General features: G+C 71.1%; 12 protein-coding genes and 1 pseudogene. 7 read left to right on the top strand and 6 right to left on the bottom strand.

Annotation, left to right across the window (positions count from 1 at the left end):
- The first annotated feature begins 122 nt into the window (after positions 1 to 122).
- Together M4D53_RS10165 and M4D53_RS10160 are read left to right on the top strand one after the other, a co-directional pair.
- Positions 123 to 1,031 carry a LysR family transcriptional regulator gene (locus M4D53_RS10165; protein WP_259953824.1) on the top strand — a complete coding sequence of 303 codons (909 nt, stop codon included), beginning with the start codon at positions 123 to 125 and terminating at the stop codon, positions 1,029 to 1,031.
- Positions 1,032 to 1,130: 99 nt separating this feature from the next.
- Positions 1,131 to 1,718 (top strand): nitroreductase family protein, encoded by a 588-nt coding sequence (locus M4D53_RS10160; protein WP_187662611.1) that lies wholly within the window; start codon positions 1,131 to 1,133, stop codon positions 1,716 to 1,718.
- 68 nt (positions 1,719 to 1,786) lie between these two features.
- Here the strand turns inward: M4D53_RS10160 and M4D53_RS10155 are convergent, their stop codons facing one another.
- Both M4D53_RS10155 and coaBC read right to left on the bottom strand, forming a co-directional pair.
- The gene (locus tag M4D53_RS10155) at positions 1,787 to 3,997 is read right to left on the bottom strand and encodes an ATP-dependent Clp protease ATP-binding subunit (protein ID WP_187662612.1); all 2,211 of its coding nucleotides are present in this window, start codon (positions 3,995 to 3,997) and stop codon (positions 1,787 to 1,789) included.
- Between the two features lie 85 nt (positions 3,998 to 4,082).
- Complete coding sequence (gene coaBC, locus M4D53_RS10150; RefSeq protein ID WP_259953821.1) at positions 4,083 to 5,282, bottom strand: bifunctional phosphopantothenoylcysteine decarboxylase/phosphopantothenate--cysteine ligase CoaBC; 1,200 nt, start codon at positions 5,280 to 5,282, stop codon at positions 4,083 to 4,085.
- A 93-nt stretch (positions 5,283 to 5,375) separates the two neighbouring features.
- Between coaBC and M4D53_RS10145 the strand changes: the two genes are divergently transcribed.
- On the top strand, positions 5,376 to 6,074 hold the full coding sequence (locus tag M4D53_RS10145; protein WP_259953818.1) for an NRDE family protein: 699 nt from the start codon (positions 5,376 to 5,378) through the stop codon (positions 6,072 to 6,074).
- A gap of 714 nt (positions 6,075 to 6,788) precedes the next feature.
- On the opposite strand, the gene M4D53_RS10140 is transcribed toward M4D53_RS10145, so the two are convergent.
- The gene (locus M4D53_RS10140; protein ID WP_259953816.1) at positions 6,789 to 7,757 is read right to left on the bottom strand and encodes a GlxA family transcriptional regulator; all 969 of its coding nucleotides are present in this window, start codon (positions 7,755 to 7,757) and stop codon (positions 6,789 to 6,791) included.
- A gap of 86 nt (positions 7,758 to 7,843) precedes the next feature.
- On the opposite strand from M4D53_RS10140, the gene M4D53_RS10135 reads away from it, so the two are divergent.
- Entirely contained in the window at positions 7,844 to 8,005 is a 162-nt protein-coding gene (locus M4D53_RS10135; RefSeq protein ID WP_259953815.1) for a hypothetical protein, read from the top strand.
- 37 nt (positions 8,006 to 8,042) lie between these two features.
- The gene (locus M4D53_RS10130) at positions 8,043 to 8,639 is read left to right on the top strand and encodes a hypothetical protein (RefSeq protein ID WP_259953813.1); all 597 of its coding nucleotides are present in this window, start codon (positions 8,043 to 8,045) and stop codon (positions 8,637 to 8,639) included.
- A 4-nt stretch (positions 8,640 to 8,643) separates the two neighbouring features.
- Here the strand turns inward: M4D53_RS10130 and M4D53_RS10125 are convergent, their stop codons facing one another.
- Together M4D53_RS10125 and M4D53_RS10120 are read right to left on the bottom strand one after the other, a co-directional pair.
- Entirely contained in the window at positions 8,644 to 9,870 is a 1,227-nt protein-coding gene (locus tag M4D53_RS10125) for a glycosyltransferase (RefSeq protein ID WP_259953902.1), read from the bottom strand.
- 5 nt (positions 9,871 to 9,875) lie between these two features.
- Positions 9,876 to 11,105, bottom strand: coding sequence for a glycosyltransferase (locus M4D53_RS10120; RefSeq protein ID WP_232089256.1), 1,230 nt, complete (start codon positions 11,103 to 11,105; stop codon positions 9,876 to 9,878).
- Positions 11,106 to 11,226: 121 nt separating this feature from the next.
- On the opposite strand from M4D53_RS10120, the gene M4D53_RS10115 reads away from it, so the two are divergent.
- Both M4D53_RS10115 and M4D53_RS10110 read left to right on the top strand, forming a co-directional pair.
- Entirely contained in the window at positions 11,227 to 11,814 is a 588-nt protein-coding gene (locus M4D53_RS10115) for a hypothetical protein (RefSeq protein WP_187662619.1), read from the top strand.
- 12 nt (positions 11,815 to 11,826) lie between these two features.
- Complete coding sequence (locus M4D53_RS10110) at positions 11,827 to 12,594, top strand: hypothetical protein (RefSeq protein ID WP_187662620.1); 768 nt, start codon at positions 11,827 to 11,829, stop codon at positions 12,592 to 12,594.
- A 75-nt stretch (positions 12,595 to 12,669) separates the two neighbouring features.
- On the opposite strand, the pseudogene M4D53_RS10105 reads toward M4D53_RS10110, so the two are convergent.
- Positions 12,670 to 15,684, bottom strand: a pseudogene (locus M4D53_RS10105) (alpha-mannosidase).
- Positions 15,685 to 15,783 lie beyond the last annotated feature (99 nt).

Below are 15,783 nucleotides of genomic sequence, written 5' to 3'. Positions count from 1 at the left end.
CTCGGCCTCGCACACCCGGGTGTCGTGTGCGGCTGGATCATTGTCCAGCCGCTCGGTAGGCTCCGTCTATCAACCGATTCGAGTGGATTCTGTTCACTCATCCCGAACGATTGGGAGCCGTCGTGCTGGACGCCCACCGCCTGCGTCTGCTCGTGGAACTGTCGCGCCGCGGCACGCTCTCCGCGGTGGCCGACGCGCTGTCCTACAGCAAGGCCTCCGTGTCCCAGCAGCTCGCCGCGTTGGAGCGCGATGTCGGAGTGCCACTGCTGCGTCGGGTCGGTCGCGGGGTGCAGTTCACGCCGCAGGGGAACGTGCTGGTCGCCGAGGCCATCGGCATCCTCGATCAGCTCGAGCACGCCCAGGTCGCCGTCGCCGAGTCGCTCACCGAGGTGACCGGCACCGTGCGCCTCGCGGTGTTCCAGTCCACCGCGCACTCCTTGCTGCCCCGCGCCCTCGCGGCCCTCGGCGAGCGCCACCCCGCCCTGCGCGTCGAGGTGACCGAGCGCGACCCGGAATCCGGCCTCGTGGGCGTCTCCAGCCGCGACTACGACCTCATCCTCGCCGAGCAGTATCCGGGGCGCACACGCCCCATCCACGCCGACCTCGACCGTGTCGTGCTCGCCCACGACGCCATCGCCCTCGCCCGGCGCCCCGGAGCTGCGGGAGCTGCCGACCCCGTCGCCGCCCTGTGGGCCACCCGCGCGGAGCCGTGGGTGCTCGAGCCTGCCGGCACGGCGTCCCGCGCGTGGGCCGAGCAGCTCTGTCGCACCGCCGGGTTCGAGCCGGACGTGCGTTTCGAGCTCGCCGACCTCACCGCGCACGTCCGGCTCATCCACGCCGGGCTCGCGGTGGGGCTCCTCCCCGAGCTCGTGTGGGCGGGCGACACCCCGACGGTCGACCTCGCCCCGCTCCCGCAGGAACCGCGCCGGGAGATCTTCTCCTCCGCGCGGCGGGTGTCCGCGGACGCCCCCTCGATCCGCGCCGTCCGCGCCGCGCTCGCCGACGCCGCCTCCCGCAACCTCCTGGATTGACGCGAACCGACCTCCGGGAATATGCATGCACATGCATCGGTTCATCCCCCGTGTACGCGGACGACGGTGTCCGATCCCCTCCGTCCGAAAGGCACTTCCGTGAGCACTCCCGTCATCGACCGCACCGCCCCGACCGAGCACCCCGTCCTCGACGTCCTCGCCGGCCGCTGGAGCCCCCGCGCGTACGACGCGCAGCATCCGATCGACGAGGCCAAGCTCGCCACCGCGCTCGAGGCCGCCCGCTGGAGCCCCTCCGCCAACAACATCCAGCCGTGGCGCTTCATCGTCGCCCGCCGCGGCACCGCCCTGCACGCCCAGATCGTCGACGCGCTCATGGGCTTCAACCAGGCCTGGGCCGGCAACGCGGCCGTGCTCGTCGTCGCGATCGCCGAGACCGCGACCGCCGACGGCACGCCGATCAGCCACGCGTTCTACGACCTCGGCCAGGCCGTGGCGCACTTCTCCGTGCAGGCCCACCACGACGGCCTCGTCGTGCACCAGATGAGCGGCTTCGACCCCGAGGTCGTCCGCGAGTTCGCCGACCTGGAGGCGCGCTTCACCCCCGCCACCGTCATCGCCGTCGGCGAGTTCGGCGACATCGAGGCCCTGCCGGAGGTGCTGCAGGAGCGCGAGGTCGCCCCGCGCGTGCGTCGTCCGATCGCGGAGACGGTCGTCCTCAGCGCCTGAGCATCGACACACGAAATGCCCGGTATGCGTCGCGCATACCGGGCCTTCTCGCTATGTGCCGGTCGGGATCAGTCGTCGAGCAGCTCCGCCTCGATCACGTCGTCGTCCTCGACCTCCGGCTCGGGGGTCGTCGCCGTGAGCACGAGGCCCGTACCGTCGGCCGCCACATCCACGCGGACGGTGTCGCCGTCGTGCACGCCACCCGAGAGGAGGGCGGTCGCGAGCTTGTTCTGCACCTCGGTCTGGATGAGGCGACGCAGCGGGCGGGCGCCGAACACCGGGTCGTAACCGCGCTCGGCCAGCCACGACCGCGCCCCAGGAGTGACCGCCAGCGTGAGGCGACGGTCGCGCAGCCGGTCGTGAAGCTGGTCGACCGACAGCTCCACGATCTGCGCGAGGTCGTCCTCGGTGAGCGCCTGGAACATCACGATGTCATCGAGACGGTTCAGGAACTCGGGCCGGAACGCCTGGCGCACGAGCGCCATCACCTGCTCCCGCTTCTCCTCCACGGAGAGCACGGGGTCGATGAGGATCGGCGAGCCCAGGTTGGAGGTCAGGATGAGGATCACGTTCGAGAAGTCGACCGTGCGCCCCTGCCCGTCGGTCAGCCGCCCGTCGTCGAGCACCTGCAGCAGCACGTCGAACACCTCGGGGTGCGCCTTCTCGACCTCGTCGAGCAGGATCACGCTGTAGGGACGACGCCGCACGGCCTCGGTGAGCTGACCGCCCTGCTCGTAGCCGACATACCCGGGAGGGGCGCCGACGAGCCGGGAGACCGAGTGCTTCTCGCCGTATTCCGACATGTCGATGCGCACCATGGCGTGCTCGTCGTCGAAGAGGAACTGCGCGAGCGCCTTGGCCAGCTCGGTCTTGCCGACACCGGTCGGTCCGAGGAAGAGGAACGAGCCCGTGGGACGACCGGGATCGCTGATGCCCGCGCGCGAGCGGCGCACGGCGTCGGACACCGCCTTGACGGCATCCTTCTGGCCGATGAGGCGCTTGCCGAGCTCGTTCTCCAGGTGCAGCAGCTTCTCGCTCTCCCCCTGCAGCAGCCGCCCGACCGGGATGCCCGTCCAGGCCGCGATTACGGCCGCGATGTCCTCCTCGGTGACCTGCTCGTTCACCATGCGCGGCTCGCTCGAGGCGGTGGCCTCGGCCTGCTCCGCCTCCGCGATGTCGCGCTCCAGGCGCTTGATCGTCTCGTACTCGAGCTTCGACGCCTTCGTGTAGTCGGCGTTGCGCATGGCGAGGTCGCGCTGGGTGATCGCGTCGTCGAGCTGCTTCTTCAGCTCACCGACGCGGTTGAGACCCTGCCGTTCCCGCGCCCACCGGGCTTCGAGTCCGGCGAGCTCCTTCTCGAGCTCGACGAGGTTCTCCCGGAGGGTGCCGAGACGCTCCTTGGACGCGGCGTCCTTCTCCCGCTTGAGCGCGAGCTCCTCCAGCTTCAGCCGGTCGACCTGGCGCTTGAGCTGGTCGATCTCGACCGGAGAGGAGTCGATCTCCATCTTCAGGCGCGACATCGACTCGTCGATCAGGTCGATGGCCTTGTCCGGAAGCTGCCGCGCGGGCAGGTAGCGGTTGGACAGCGACGCCGCGGCCACGAGGGCGCTGTCGGAGATGGTCACCCCGTGGTGCGCCTCGTAGCGGCCCTTGAGCCCGCGGAGGATCGCGATCGTGTCCTCGACGGTCGGTTCGCCGACGTACACCTGCTGGAAGCGGCGCTCGAGGGCGGCGTCCTTCTCGATGAACTCGCGGTACTCGTTGAGCGTGGTGGCGCCGATGAGCCGCAGCTCGCCGCGGGCCAGCATCGGCTTGAGCATGTTCGACGCCGCGACCGAGCCCTCGCCGCCGCCCGCACCCATGAGCACGTGCAGCTCGTCGATGAACGTGATGACCTGGCCGTCCGACTCGGTGATCTCCTTGAGGACCTGCTTCAGGCGCTCCTCGAACTGGCCGCGGTACATGGCGCCCGCGACGAGGGCGGAGATGTCGAGCGAGACGAGCTCCTTGTCCTTGAGGGACTCCGCGACGTCGCCCGCGACGATGCGCTGCGCGAGCCCTTCGACCACCGCCGTCTTGCCGACGCCGGGCTCGCCGATCAGCACCGGGTTGTTCTTGGTGCGACGAGTGAGCACCTGGCTGACACGCCGGATCTCACTGTCCCGTCCGATGACGGGGTCGAGCTTGCCCTCGCGGGCGCGGTCGGTCAGGTTGATGCCGAACTGCTCGAGGGCGGACTGCTGTTCCTGGTTCGGGGATCCGGTCTGCGGGGTGGTCATGCGCTCCTCCTGGAGATGCTCCTTCTGAAAGTTGAGTTTGGTTGACTCAAGTTTAGCATTCGGCGGTGCGCGACTCCACCGCCCCTCACCTCTCGCGGGCGACCTCGTCCCAGACGGCCGCCGCCACCTCGCGCTTGCTCCCCGCCGCGGTCCGCGCCACGACCCCGCCGGGCCCGAGTATGTGCACGGCGTTCTCGCCGCGCTCGAACCCCTGCTCCCAGCCGACCTCGTTCACCACCAGCAGGTCGACCCCCTTGCGCTCCTGCTTGCCGCGGGCGCGGGCGAGCATCTCCGCCTCATCCTCGGGCGTCTCCGCCGCGAACGCGACGATGAGCTGTCCCGCGCCTCGCTTCTCGACGAGCGCGGCGACGATGTCCTCGTTCTCGACGAGCTCGATGGTGCCGACCCCGCCGCGGTCCTTGGTGAGCTTGCGCGCGGAGACCTCGACCGGTCGATAGTCGGCCACGGCCGCCGCCATCAGCACGACGTCGGCCGCCGCGGATTCCTCCTTCATCGCCGCGGACAGCTCCGCGGCCGTGCCGACCCGGACGATCCGGACGTGCGGGTGGCGGGCCTCCGCGAGCACGTCCCCGGAGACGTTCGCCGCGACGAGCGCCACCTCCGCGCCGCGCGCCGCCGCCTCCGCCGCGAGCGCGACCCCCTGGCGCCCGCTGCTCCGGTTGCCGAGGAAGCGCACCGGATCGATGGGCTCCCGCGTCCCGCCTGCCGAGACGACGACCCGCACGCCTGCCAGGTCGCCCGGTGTCAGCAGCGCCTGGGCCGCCGCCAGGATCTCCTCCGGCTCGACCATGCGACCGGGTCCGCTGTCACCGCCGGCCAGCTCGCCGTCGGCCGGTCCGACCACGTGCACGCCGCGTTCCCGGAGCGTCGCCATGTTCGCCTGCGTGGCCGCGTTCCGCCACATCTCCGCGTGCATCGCGGGCGCGACGAGCACGGGCGCCTCGGTCGCGAGCAGCGTCGTGCCGAGGAGGTCGTCGGCCAGCCCCGCGGCCATCTTCGCGAGCGAGTTCGCCGTCGCCGGGGCGATCACGATGAGGTCCGCTCCCTGGCCCAGGGCGACGTGCCGGACGCGGGCAACGTCCTCATGCACGCTCGTCGCCACCGGGTGCCGACTCAGGGCCTCCCAGGTCGGCAGGCCCACGAAGCGCAGCGCGTCCTCGGTGGGCACCACGGTCACCTCATGACCGGCCTTCGTGAGCAGGCGCACGAGGTGCACCGTCTTGTACGCGGCGATGCCGCCCGTGACTCCGACGACGATGTTCACGCCTCGATTCTGCCCCAGGGTCCGGACGCCCGGGTCATCGCGCACGGATTCGTCGCGGGTCCCGCCCGCCTCGACCGACCTAGACTCGGAAGCGTGTGCACGGTGGTGATCGATGTCGAGACCGCGGGATCCGCGCGGCTGCTGGCCGTCCGCGACGAGGACCCGGCTCGGGAGTGGGATGCCCTGGGCGAGTGGTGGCCCGAGGAGTATCCGGGGGTGATCGGCATCCGTGACCGGCGGGCCGGTGGGGCCTGGCTCGCCGTGAACCCCGTGGAACGACGCCTCGCCGTGCTCCTCAACCGCGCCGACGTGCAGGACCTCTCCGCGACCGCGGCGGTCTCCCGCGGCACCCTTCCGCTCGCCGCGGTCACCGGTCGCTCCCCGCAGGGTGCGCCGCCGATGCACGGCTTCAATCTGCTCGAAGTGGGGCCGGACGGCGCCCGGGTGCTCTCCTGGGACGGTGCGGAGCTGCGGGAGACACCCATCGAGCCCGGGACGCACATGATCGCCCACGACGACCTCGACGACGAGGAGACCCCGCGCATCGCCGCCTGGCTCCCGGAGTTCCGCGCGCTGGGTCCCGCCGCGGCGAGCGCCGACTGGGCGACCGAGTGGACCGCGCTCCTCGGAGCTTCGGCCGCCCTGTCCCCGGAAGACGACCGCGCCATCATCCGCGACAACCGCCCGCACGGCTACCCGACGCAGTCCCTCCTCTACGCGGTCGCCACGGTCACGCCCACCGGGGTCGACGTCCGCGACGTCACCCTCCCCTCCCCCGCCCACTGGCACTGACCCCTCCTCGCTTCCCGATCCCGTCCCACCCGGCCCCGCGATCCCCGCGCGGGATCAAAAACGCACCTCCACCCTCCGTCCGCGGCCCCTTTCTGATCCCGCCCGCCGTGTCACTTCTCGCGTGGGATCAACAACGCACCCGGTCTGCCATACTGCGGAGCCTTTCTGATCCCGCGTCGATGCGGCCAGCCCGTCGGCCGCACCGACGAGATCCACTGCGGAGCGCACAATGCCCACCCCCGGCGGCTCGGGCCGGAGTGGGGCGCAACGGAGCGGGACGGAAAGAGCTCCGAATGCCACCCCCGCGCGCGCAGTCTTGATCCCGCTCGACAGACGCGGAAGCGGAACGGAAACCGCTCCGGACGCGGCTCACTCCAGCGCGTTCTTGATCCCGAACGGCAGCAGAGAACGGACGCGGCTGGTAGCGGGACGGAAAAGGCCTCGGGGACGGTCCACGCCCGCGCGTTCTTGATCCCGAACGGCACCGGGGACGGACGCGGGGACGGATGTGGGGACGGAAAAGGCCGGGGACGGTCCCCGCCCCGCGCGTTCTTGATCCCGCAAGGCACCGGGGACGGACGCGGGGACGGATGTGGGGACGGAAAAGGTCCCGGACACGGTCCGCTAGCGGGCGCTATCGATCCCGCACGTTGGCGGGGCCGGTGCGGGCCCGCGGGACGGGTCCGCAGCGGGCGCAGCGGGAGGGGGAGGCGGTCAGGCGGCAGGGACGGCGTCGGCGCAGGAGAAGCGGGCGCGGTAGGCGGTGGGGGTCACGCCCAGCACGCGGGCGAAGTTCTGCCGCAGGACGGCCGCGGAACCGAAGCCGCAGTCGGTCGCGATGTGCTCGAGCGGAAGGTCGGTGCGCTCGAGGAGACGCTGGGCCTGGATGATCCGCTGCCGCCCGAGCCACGCGGCGGGGGTCGCCCCGTACTCGGCTTTGAAGCGGCGCGCGAAGGTCCGCGGCGACATGAGCGCCCGCGCCGCGAGCTGGTCGACCGTCAACTCGTCACGGAGGTTCTCCACCGCCCAGTCGGCCACCGCGGCGAGCGAGTCCGTGGGTGCGACCGGGATGGGCCGATCGATGAACTGCGCCTGACCCCCGTCGCGCTGCGGCGGCACGACCATCCGACGCGCGATCCGGTTGGTGATCTCCGCCCCGAGCTCCTGTCGCAGCAGGTGCAGGCAGGCGTCGATGCCCGCGGCAGTGCCCGCGCTGGTGATGATGCGGCCGTCCTGGACGAAGAGCACGTCAGGATCGATGTCGATGTCGGGGTACATGTCCGCCATCGTGTGCGCGTACATCCAGTGCGTCGTGGCGCGCCGCCCGTCCAGCACTCCGGCCGCCGCGAGGATGAACGAGCCGCTGCACACGCTCATCACCCAGGCTCCGCGCGCCACCGCTTCGCGGGCGACCTCGACGAGGAGCGGATCGATGTCGCCCCAAGTCTCCCGGGGCACCGGGCAGAACACGACGAGGTCGGCCTCCGCGGCGAAGGACAGATCATGCTCCACGTTGATGGAGAAGCCGATCTTGGAGCGCACGACCCCGGGCCGTGGGGCGACGATGCGGAAGTCGAAGTTCGGCACCCCGTCGGACGACCGGTCCAGACCGAACGCCTCGCAGGCGACCCCGAACTCGAACGGCGCGAAGCCGTCCTGCACCACGCACGCGACGGTCTTCATCACATCTCCCGGAATGGCAGTTTTCCTACGAACAGTGCCCGATCCGCCACTCGTGGCAGCATAACACCGAGCGTAGCTTTTCTGCCATGCTACTCCTCATCCTCCTCCTCGCCCTCAGCATCTGGGCGATCATCGCCACGTTCGTCGAACTGCGGCGCGACGGCTACCGTCGCACCCCCACGGACTGGAGCCGCGTCACCGGACAGGACGCCCTGTCGCAGGCCGACCCCGGCCACGTCTACCGCTGACCTCCCGGCCGTCCGCGAGGAGGGCTACGCTCGGGGCATGAGCGACCCCCAGCAGCCCGCACACCCCTCGCGCGACGGTGCCGGCGACCCGGCCGCAGTCCCGACCCCTCCTCCGCTTCCGGCCGAGCCGCAGTACCCCGGTGCCCAGGCCCCCGCCCCCGGGGCCCCCTACGCGCCGACGCCGGGCGGCGGGCACGTGTTCCCCACCGCTGCTGTCCCTCAGGCCTTCCCCACCGCCACCCCTCAGCCGTACCCGACCGCGCCGGGATCCGCCCCCGGATCGGCGCAGGGCGTCCCGCTCTACGGTCCGCCGGTGCCGCGCACTCCCGGCGACTCCCTCGGGCGCGCCGCCTTCATCGTCGCGCTGGTGACGCTGGCGATCGACGTGTTCCTCATCCTCGCGCGGCCGTTCGTCTACATGTCGGACCGGACCTACAGCATGATCGGACTGATCGAGGGGGGATCGGGCATCCTCACCTTCATCGGCTACGGGGCGGCGCTCGTGCTCGGCCTCATCGCGGCACGGCGGCCGGGACCGCGGCTGCTCGCGGGGATCGCCATCGGTGTCTCCGGCGCCGGTCTGCTGACGGTCGTGCTGAGCTGGCTCTCGTCGAACTTCTACGGCTTCCTGTGAGCGCTCAGGCTCCGGAGAGCACCCGCTCGTAGACCTCGATCATGGCGGCCGTCCGCGAGGACTGGCGGAAGGCCTCCGCGACGGCCGGTACCGGCTGCGGCCCGGTCCCGTGCGCGATGTCCGCGGCCGCCTGCCGAAGCGTCGCGGCGAGGGCCTCGATCCGTTGCGCCTCGAGGGCGCGTCCGCGGGCGTGCGGCTCCGCCGTCGGCACAGCCCAGAGCCCGCCCTGCAGCTCAGCGGCGATGTCGGGGTCGCACACGACGGAGGGCGTGCCGAGGGTGGCCGCCTCGAACGGCGTCATCCCCTGGGTCTCGAATCCGATGGACGTCTGCACGAGCGCATCGGCGGCGGCGATCCGCTCCAGGGTCTGCGCATAGGAGAGGCGACCGGCGAACCGCACGCCCGCACGCCCCGCGACGATCCGTTCGGCCGCCGCCCGCTCTCCGCCGCCGCCGATCACCTCGAGGTCGGCGTCGATGTCCGCGTCCACCCAGGCGCGGAGGAACGGGAGCAGGCGCTTCTCCGGACTCATCCGCCCGAGCCAGACGAACCGAGGACGCCCCGGCATCCGCTCGACGGGAGCCGCCGCGAGCGTCTGCGCGCGGACGTCGTCGTCGATGCCGTTCCACACCACGTCGACGGTGCGGGCGACGCCGTTCTGCTCCAGTCGCCGCGCGAAATGCCCGGAAGGCGCCGTCACGGCGGCGGCGTCCGCCGCGAGCCCGCGGAGGTACGACCACCCGTCGCTGCCGCCGACCGGCACACCGATGCCTCGGAGGGCGGTGCGGCGCCAGAGGTTGAGCACAGCGAGCACGGGCCGGTGCAGCGGCGTGACCGCGGCGAGCCCCACGTCGACCCGGTTGTGCATCGTGTGCACGACCGGGATTCCATGGCGGGCGGCGAACCGGTGACCGATGAAGGCGCCCCAGAAGTCGGCCTGCACGTGCACGAGGTCGACCGGAGGCCGATGCGCCATCGCCCGGTCAAGGGCCCGATCGGTCGCCCGACCCGGCCAGGTCATCGCGTACTCCCGGTCCAGGGTGATCGGCAGCGACGGGAGGTCGACGTTCCCGGGGGACGATGCAGCGTCGTCACGCCGTGCGTGCATACGGGGCGCGACGACCGTCACGGTATGGCCGGCGCGCTCCAGGAACGTCCGCTGCAGCCGCATCGACACCTGCGCCCCGCCGAGGGAGTCGAGGTGCTGATCGGCGAAGAAGACGACGTGCATCCGCGTCACTCGGGCAGCGGCTCGTCGCGGTACAGCGCCTCGAAGGTGTCGAGCGTGCGGTTGATGTCGTGGATGGCCACGCCGTCGAGGGACGCCTTCTGCATCCGCTCGTACTCGCCGGGGGAGGCGGTCAAAACAGCGGTGAGCTTCGCGGCGAGCTCGTCGACGTCTCCCGGCGTGAAGAGGTGGCCGTTCTCGCCGTCGTGCACGAGGTGGGGCAGGGCGACGGCGTCGGCGGCGACGATCGGCAGCGCCGATGCCATGGCCTCCATCGTCGCGATGGACTGCAGCTCGGCGATCGACGCGATGACGAAGAGGCTCGCGCGGGACAGCAGCGCCCGCAGCTCCTCGTCGGTGGTCCGGCCGTGGAAGGTCACTCGATCGGACAGGCCGAGCTGTGCCGTCAGGCTCTCGAGCTGCTTGCGCTGGTCTCCGCCGCCGACGATGTCGAACGTCGTGTTCAGCGCCGGGTCGAGCTTCGTCATCGCCTTGAGGATGACCTCGACCTGCTTCTCCGCCGTCAGCCGGCCCACGAACACGAGCCGGTTCTCCTCGCGCGGGGCGATGACCGGGGTGTACTGGGAGCGGTCGATGCCGCAGCTCACCGGGATGACGCCGCGCACCTCGACCGTCTTCTCCAGGAAGTCGGCGGCCCGACGCGTGGGCGTGGTGATCGCCCGCGTCAGGTCGAAGGTGCGCTTCGCGTCGGCCCAGGCGAACTTGAGCACCATGTCGTCGACGAACTTCGGCATGGTCGTGTGGTCGAGGATGTTCTCGGCCATGACGTGGTTCGTCGCGATGACCGGGATACCGCGCTGCTTCGCGATGCGCGCGAGTCCGCGCCCGATGACGATGTGCGACTGGATATGCACGACGTCGGGCTGCACGGCATCGAGCACCTTCCGTGCGTAGTGCTTGGAGCGCCACGGCCACACGAAGCGCAGCCAGTCGTGCGGCGCCCAGCGCACGGAGGGCAGGCGGTGGAGCGTCATCGGCTCCCCCTCGATCACCTCGGTGCGGGGCGCGGTGCGGCGGTAGGCCTGGTTGGGGGCGACGACGTGCACCTCGTGCCCGCGCTGCACGAGCCCGGCGGCGAGACGCTCGGCGAAGCGGGCGGCACCGTTGATGTCGGGAGCGAACGTGTCACAGCCGAGGAGGATCTTCAGCGGACGGGGCTGTGCGGCGGTGGCGTCGCGCGACGCATCGATCGGATCGTCGGAGGAAGTCACAGAGATGCCTAACGGGGTGGCGGCCAAGGAGAAGCCCTGGTCGGGCGGTGGCAACTCTACCCGAGGGCCCTGTCCGCGACGCCGAGCCATACCGGCATCCTTCAGCCTCGGCCGATACCGTGAAGCCATGCGACTGCACGCCGACGCCGACCCCCAGCTGTGGATCCCCGTGACGGACTCGCTCGGGTGGAAGGGGCGCCGGCATCGCAAGGCCGCGATCCGGATGCTGCTCGGCCAGGTGAACGCCGCGGTCGGCGCGACGGAGCGCCCCGGCTCGCGGTTCGGAGCCTGGGCGATGAGCCAGGCCGCGCCGATGCTCATGAAGAAGGCCGACGGCCGGGTCCTCGCGTGGACCTGGAAGGCGGAGCCGGACCTCGTCGTGGCGATGGCGACGGTGCAGGCGCTCACGCCCGACATCCGGATCGCCCGCGCGTCGATGCCGATGGAGTACGACGACACGACCTCCTTCCCGACCCGGCTCGGCGTGGGCGAGAAGCTCGTGGTCCCGACGCCGCCCTCCCCCTCGGCCCCGCCCTTCGCGACCTACACCTGGGACACCGGCACGCACCTGGTGACCCTGACGGCCGTCTGCAGCGACCGCGAACGCTTCGGGACCCTCATCGGCGCGCTCGACGAGCTGGCCCGCAGCCTCCGCATCGCCGACGACCTCACCGGCGGCGAGTCGCCCGAGGTCCTCCGCCTCCCGCCCGCCTGACAGCGGATACCGATGAACACTGTCGCGCGGTCCCCGCGCATCGTCGACGGCTCACGATCGGTCCACCCGAACGGCCGCTTCCCGTCTGCGGCGCTCGGGCTCGTCGGCATCCTTCCTCTACTGCCCCTGCTGCTGGCGATCATGGATACCCGTCCAGGCTTCCGCCTCATCCTGATCGCACTCGCTCTCTACGCCGGGATGCTCGCGGTGGCACTCTGGTTCTGGGTGCGGTCCTTGCGCGAACGCCTGATCCGAATCGAGGCAAGCGGCCCGCTGCGATTCACGCCGTCCACGGGCGTCCGCATCTCCTCATGGCTCGTTCCCCTGACGGGTTTGCTTCCCGCAGCGGCGGCCTTCCTCGTTCAGGCCCTGGACCTTCCGACGATGGGCGGTCGGCTTCTCGAATGGGGCCCGTACGTGCTCGCCGTCGTCTCGCTCGTCGGCCTCGGCCGGGAAGTCCTCGCGCAGGGCCAGCCGCTGGGTCTCGTACTCGACGAGAGGGGCCTGCACGGAGTCCGCAGATCTGCCCGGGTCGATGCCTCCTGGGAGGAGATCGGCACCACCACGCCTGTCGGCCCACACGGGCCGAAGCTGGCGATCTCGATCGCCGGACGCGCCCCCGTGATCCTCGATGCGCATCACCTAGGGTCTGACCCGGCAGCCGTGGCCTCCGTCGTCTCCTTCTTCCGCGACGCCCCCGATCAGCGGCCTGCGCTGGTCGACGGCGTCGCGGCGATGCGCACCGTCGAGGACGCGCACCGATCCCGCCCGGCGGGATGAGAAACGCGCCTCCCGAAGGGCGGGGAGGCGCGTTTCTGATCCGGCACGGAGCGCCGGGCGCGAGGAGGCCGGGGCTCAGCGGGCGATGCGGAGGGTGCGGACCTCGAAGGGGCGGAGGTGGAGCCCGCCCCCGAGACGGGGCGTCTCGATCTCGTCCTCGATCAGGCTCACCTCGCGCACCTCGCGGTGGTCGAAGCCGACCGAGAGCTCGCCGACCGCACGACGCCCGAGCGCCTCGTACACCCGCACGATGACGTCGCCGGAGCCGTCGTCGGCGAGCTTCACGGCCGAGACGACGATCCCCTCACCCGACACCTCCACCAGCGGCTCGACCTCGCGCGTGCCGCGGATCACCGTGGGCACGCTGTTGAGGCGGATGCCCTCGACCGTGGCGATCGCGGCGTCGGCGCCGATCACGAAGCCGACCTCGATCTCGTGGAGCCCGTGATCCGTGTCCGGGTCGGGGAACCGCGGCGCCCGCAGCAGGGAGAGTCGCACGGTCGTGGTGACCCCGTCCTCGCCCACCTCGCGCGTCGTGTCGTACCCGTAGATCGAGTCGTTCACGAGGGCCGCGCCGAAGTCCTGCTCGCGCACCAGCACGAAGCGGTGCATCGACGTCTCGAACTTCGCCGCCTCCCAGCTCGTGTTCGTGTGGGTGACGCGCGCCTGCTAGCCGAACTGCGTCTCGGCTTCGGTGTGCGACGCCTGGATGTCGAGCGGGAAGGCGAGCTTGAGCAGCTTCTCGGTCTCGTGCCAGTCGACCTCGTTGCGGAGGTGCACGGTCCTCGAGCCCGGGGCGAGTGTGATCGTCTGCGTGATCGTCGACTCCGAGAACGGACGCACGACGACGATCTGCGCGACACCGTTCACGAGCGATGCCTCGATCGACGAGACCGCGGTGAGGTCGTCGACGCTGTTGCGGTAGTACCGGTCGATGTCCCACGCGTCCCACATGTTCGGGAAGTCCTGGTGCAGCTGGAACAGGTTCGCGGCCTTGCCCGGGGCGACGGCGTCGCGGCCGGTGGCCTTGTCGACGGCGGAGACGATCAGGCCCTCGCCCGAGACGAGCACGGACACGAGCTCGTTCTCCAGGCGCCAGCCCGGGTGGACCGCTGAGCCTGCCGAAGCGTCCTCGACGAGCGAGACCGCCCCTTCGACGGGCTCAGGGACCCACGAGGCGCCGAGCGCGCGTCCCCGACCGACCGAGGTCGGCTCGAACAGCAGCTCGCGGTCGCCCTCGCCGGCGAGCGACCGGCGCGCGGCATCGGCGATGTCGCGCGCATCCGACAGCACGTCCGACAGCACGGCGACGGCCTCGCGGTGCACCCACGCGATCGATGTTCCGGGCAGGATGTCGTGGAACTCGTGCAGCAGCACGGCCTGCCAGAGCCGGTCGAGCTCGGCCTGCGGGTACGCGGCGCCGGTGCGCACGGCGTCGGTCGCCGCCCACAGCTCGGCCTCCACCAGCGCGTGCTCTGCCCAGCGGTGCAGGGCCTTCGTGGCGTGCTGGCTGGTAAGCGTGCCGCGGTGCAGTTCGAGGTAGAGCTCGCCGACCCACACGGCGGGGTTCGGCAGCTCGGCCTTGGCGACGTCGAAGAACACGTCGGGGTGCTCCCACACGACCTGCGCGCTGCCCTCGAGGTCGCGCAGCCTCTCGGCCTTGCCCGTCATCTCGCGCGTCGTGCCGCCGCCGCCATCACCCCAGCCGACAGGGGCGATCGACCGCGAGCTGAGGCGGTTCTCCTTGAACTGACGAGAGGCCTTCGCGACCTCCATGCCGCTGAGCTGCGAGTTGTAGGTGTCCATCGACGGGAAGTGCGTGAACACCTGCGAGCCGTCGATGCCCTCCCAGAGGAAGGAGTGGTGCGGGAACACGTTCTGCTGATTCCAGGAGATCTTCTGTGTGAAGAACCACTCGAATCCGGCTCGGCGCATCAGCTGCGGCAGGGCCGGCGAGTAGCCGAAGCTGTCGGGCAGCCACACGCCCTTCGACCGGATGCCGAACTCGCGCTCGAAGAACCGCTGCCCGTGCGAGAACTGCCGCACGAGAGACTCGCCCGTGGGCATCACGGTGTCGGACTCGACCCACATGCCACCCAGAGGCAGGAAGCGCCCCGCGGCGACAGCGGCCTTGACCCGCTCCCACACCTCGGGGCGGTGCTCCTTGATCCAGGCGTACTGCTGCGCGCTGGACATGCCGTACTGGAAGTCGGGCTGCTCCTCGATGAGCGTGGTCATGGACGAGGTCGTGCGGGCGACCTTGCGGATCGTCTCGCGCACCGGCCACAGCCAGGCCGAGTCGATATGCGCGTGGCCGACGGCCGAGATCCGGTGCGCACTCGCTTCGGCCGGAGCGGCGAGGACGTCGGCGAGCCGGGCCCGCGCGTCACCGGCGGTCTCCACGATGCGCTGCAGGTCGAGCACGTCGAGTGCGTCGTCCAGGGCCTGCAGGATGCGCATGCGGCGCGGCGACGTGGCGGGGAGCTCCGCCTGCAGCTCGAACAGCACCTCGAGGTCGAGGGACAGATCGAACACCTCGGGCTCGAACACCGCGAGGTCGAGGCGCCGCAGCCGGTACAGCGGCTCCTTCGAGGAGGTGAGGATGTCGCCCTCCTGCGTCGGCAGGAAGGGGTGGTAGTCGAGGAGGACGGGGTTGGACGCGCCCTCCAGGTAGATCTCGACGGCCTCGTCACCCGCGGCGCTCTCGGCGATCGGGACCCACTGGTTGCGCGGGTTGATGCTCTTGATCGGCGTGCCGTCGGGGCGGTAGGCGAGGGCCTCGCACTGGAACCCCGTCATGTTCACGTCGAAGCCCAGGTCGATGAGCGCCTCGACCCGGCGGCCGGCCCATTCCGCGGGCACCCGACCGGTGAGCTTGAACCAGGTGGTGCCCCAGGCCGGACCCCACAGCTCGCCGACCGCGGCCGGGGCGAACGGGAGCGCCAGGCCCTCCGTCGGGGCGATGGGCTCTCCGGGGAGCTGGTGCGCCTCGACCGTGAGAGGAACCGCGGCCGAGTGGATGGCGGGGCGGATGCGCTCTTCGAGGACCCGCTTGACGCGGCCGACGGTGAGCGAGGTGTCGTCATGCATGTGGGGGTTCTCCGGGCTCGACGGTGAGGGAAGGGGTTCGATGCTCGCCGTTTACTAAAACGATCTAGCACGGGAGTCTACGGTACCGTCTCCCGTGCT

This window comes from Microbacterium meiriae, from assembly GCF_025143875.1.
Taxonomy (GTDB): domain Bacteria; phylum Actinomycetota; class Actinomycetes; order Actinomycetales; family Microbacteriaceae; genus Microbacterium; species Microbacterium meiriae.
Note: the sequence above shows the minus strand (reverse complement) of the source record. Positions and strands in the feature narration are given on the sequence as shown.

Bases quoted from the DNA above. Each gene is read 5' to 3' on its own strand.
- M4D53_RS10155 (WP_187662612.1), bottom strand. From the start codon at position 3,997: ATGACCACCCCGCAGACCGGATCCCCGAACCAGGAACAGCAGTCCGCC.
- M4D53_RS10140 (WP_259953816.1), bottom strand. From the start codon at position 7,757: ATGAAGACCGTCGCGTGCGTGGTGCAGGACGGCTTCGCGCCGTTCGAG.
- M4D53_RS10135 (WP_259953815.1), top strand. From the start codon at position 7,844: ATGCTACTCCTCATCCTCCTCCTCGCCCTCAGCATCTGGGCGATCATC.
- M4D53_RS10130 (WP_259953813.1), top strand. From the start codon at position 8,043: ATGAGCGACCCCCAGCAGCCCGCACACCCCTCGCGCGACGGTGCCGGC.
- M4D53_RS10125 (WP_259953902.1), bottom strand. From the start codon at position 9,870: ATGCACGTCGTCTTCTTCGCCGATCAGCACCTCGACTCCCTCGGCGGG.
- M4D53_RS10115 (WP_187662619.1), top strand. From the start codon at position 11,227: ATGCGACTGCACGCCGACGCCGACCCCCAGCTGTGGATCCCCGTGACG.
- M4D53_RS10110 (WP_187662620.1), top strand. From the start codon at position 11,827: ATGAACACTGTCGCGCGGTCCCCGCGCATCGTCGACGGCTCACGATCG.